This window comes from Haloferax sp. s1, assembly GCF_058382125.1.
In genome coordinates this window covers 1-1,507 of record NZ_JBZRPK010000161.1, presented here as the reverse complement: position 1 = coordinate 1,507, position 1,507 = coordinate 1, and the positions used below count along the sequence as shown (strand labels likewise).

The window sequence follows — 1,507 nt, the reverse complement described above, 5'->3', positions numbered from 1 at the left end:
CCGGCGAAGGGTGAACGCGGCACCGTCATCACGTTTCCGAACAGTGTTCCCGGCTATGTCGCAGCATTCATGATCATCGTCCTCCTCGGAAACAGCGGTGTCCTCACGAACCTCTTTGCGGTGTTTTCGGGGAGAGCCCCGACGTCGCTCGCCGTCGCGACGAGTGTGTTCGGACTGTACGTCGCGTACCTCTATTCGATGGTTCCCCGCTCGCTCCTGTTACTTCGAGGGACGTACGCGGAGATCAACACGGACGCCGAAGCGGCCGCTCGGTCACTGGGTGCGACCCCGTGGCAGACGTTTCGATACGTTACGTTCCCACAGATTCGTTCGGGTGTCGTCGGTGCCGGTATCCTTACGTTCCGCACCGCACTCGCCATCTTCGGAACGGTGCTGATTCTGAAGGCAATCTCGCCACCAGTTTGGACGCTCCAAATCAATCGCGAACTCGCAAACGGCTTCGATATCCAGATGGCGTCGGCGATGGCGACCGTCTGGTTCGTCTTCGTCTTTGCGGCGACGTTCCTCGGGCTTCGACTCACCGACGCGGAGGTGTCGATATGACGATGCGTCCACGGTCACCGACGGCCCACCCCGGACGAATCCTCGTTACCGGGGTCCTCGTAGGGACTATCATCCTACTCGTGCTCCCAATCGTCCTCACCTTCGTCAGTTCGTTCGCCCGCGAGTGGACCGGTGTTCTCCCGACGGGATTCGTCACACTCAGCCACTGGAAGTACGTACTCGGAATCGGCGGCGGCGTCCAAGACGCGGCCGACACGTCCATCGGCGCTTCTCTGGGTTTCTCGCTCCTGTTGGCGCTCGGTGGTGTTCTCATCAACCTCGTCGTCGGGATTCCAATTGCTTATGCGGTCGCCCGCTACGAATTCTGGGGCCGTAACTGGACGAGTACCTTCGCGGTCCTGCCGCTCGCACCCGGGATTATCCTCGGTGTTGCCTTCCTCCGAGCGTACCCCGAACTGTCCGCGACGAACTTCGGACTCATCGTCGGCTACTCGCTTCTGAAAGCACCGTACATGGTGATGGCGGTACTCGGTAGCTTCGAGTCGATGCCGTTACGGCAACTCGAAGAGAGCGCCCGGTCACTCGGCGCTTCGTGGACTCGCACGTTCTTGACCGTCATCATCCCGAACGCCAAGACGGGTATTATCTCCGGCTCGATAGTCTGTTGGACGCTCGCGGCGGCCGAATTCAACTTCTCGTACATCGTCTTCTCCCGGGGAACACCACCGCTCGCACTGTTCTTGAAGGGCCACATCTCGAACAGTTCGTTCCTCACGACGGCAGCGGCCCTCTCCGTGTTCTTCCTGCTGGTCGCCGGCGTTACCGTGTTGTTGCAAATACTCGGTGGTCATCGCCCACTCAACCGAATCTGACCATGGCACGAATCACACTCGACGGAGTCACCAAACGGTTCGACGAATCGGTCGCGGTCGACGGTCTCGACCTAGAGATTGCCGACGGTGAAACACTCGGTGTCGTCGGC

At 60.2% G+C, this 1,507-nt stretch carries 2 protein-coding genes; both read left to right on the top strand.

All coding sequences use genetic code 11. The annotated features are described in order from the left end of the window. Positions 1 to 564 (top strand): ABC transporter permease (locus QT222_RS01250; RefSeq protein WP_491476044.1); only part of this gene is annotated, 564 nt, incomplete at its 5' end. Between the two features lie 2 nt (positions 565 to 566). Next, the gene (locus tag QT222_RS01245; RefSeq protein ID WP_014732745.1) at positions 567 to 1,397 is read left to right on the top strand and encodes an ABC transporter permease; all 831 of its coding nucleotides are present in this window, start codon (positions 567 to 569) and stop codon (positions 1,395 to 1,397) included. Positions 1,398 to 1,507: the final 110 nt, after the last annotated feature.

Excerpts from the sequence above, each read along its gene's own strand:
- QT222_RS01245 (WP_014732745.1), top strand. The coding sequence starts at position 567 with ATGCGTCCACGGTCACCGACGGCCCACCCCGGACGAATCCTCGTTACC.